The 875-nt window shown below is 74.9% G+C and carries 2 protein-coding genes; both read right to left on the bottom strand.

What is annotated here, in order from left to right; translation table 11 throughout:
* Positions 1–382: hypothetical protein (locus tag P409_RS35370; RefSeq protein WP_034849815.1), on the bottom strand; the 382-nt coding region annotated here is incomplete at its 3' end.
* A 56-nt stretch (positions 383–438) separates the two neighbouring features.
* On the bottom strand, positions 439–875 hold a 437-nt coding region (locus P409_RS39830; RefSeq protein ID WP_034849813.1), incomplete at its 5' end, for a DUF6506 family protein.

Here is an 875-nt window from a genome sequence, read left to right as displayed (position 1 = left end):
GGCCCTCGGCCACGGCCTGCGCCAGCTCGCCCAGCACCATCAGCCCCGGCAGCGGCGGCACCGCCCCGGCGCGCCAGGCCGCGCAGTCGTCGCCGATCGACTCGACCAGCGCCGGATCCAGATGGAAGGACAGGCACTCGTCGCCATGCTGGTGGTGCTCATGGGTGCAGGTGAACTCGTCGCCCGGATGGCCGACCAGCACCGATCCCGCCACCAGCTCGTCCGCCCGGCCCAGCTGGCGGCAGCCGAAGCTGCCGCGCCGGACATAGGAGACGGAATGGCCCGTATGCAGCTCGGTGAAGGGGCGGTCGCCCGGGCCGGCGCTGCACCGGTAGTCGAACACCGCCATCGACGGGCGCTGCAGGATCCTTTCGGCGGGCATGGGCCGACTCTGCGCGCGCCCGCCGTGCCGGGCAAGCCCGGCCAGGCTGCACCCGGTCAGCCCGCCAGGGATTCGGTGCCGTAGCCGACCCAGCCGACCGGACTGCGCCCGTCCACGGCCTCGATCACCGCGGCCGTGCCGGCGCTGTCGAAATCGCCGAACAGCTCGATCAGCGTCACGCCGTCGGCCACCAGCCCGCGGGCGATGCGAACCGCCGTCTCGGTGTCCGGCACCGCGATCATGGTGGTGTGGTGGCCGCCGGCCTCGCGCACGCTGCGGTCGGCGGCCGGGTCGGCGCCGGGCTCCAGCGAGATCAGGGCCTCGCGGGAGGGCCTGCCGGCCTCGAAATTGGCCTTGTAGGCGGCGACGCCGGCCAGGGATTCGAAGGCGTAGCCGACCGATCCGACCAGGGCGCGGCCGGCCACCGCCGCGGCCACCCGGGCCCGCCAGGGCAGGGCGAAGCCGCCGCACAGCGCGATGCGGTCCACGCCGT

Origin of the sequence: Inquilinus limosus MP06 (genome assembly GCF_000767795.1) — a bacterium.
Lineage (GTDB): Bacteria > Pseudomonadota > Alphaproteobacteria > DSM-16000 > Inquilinaceae > Inquilinus > Inquilinus limosus_E.
This window is presented reverse-complemented; position numbering and strand designations above follow the sequence as displayed.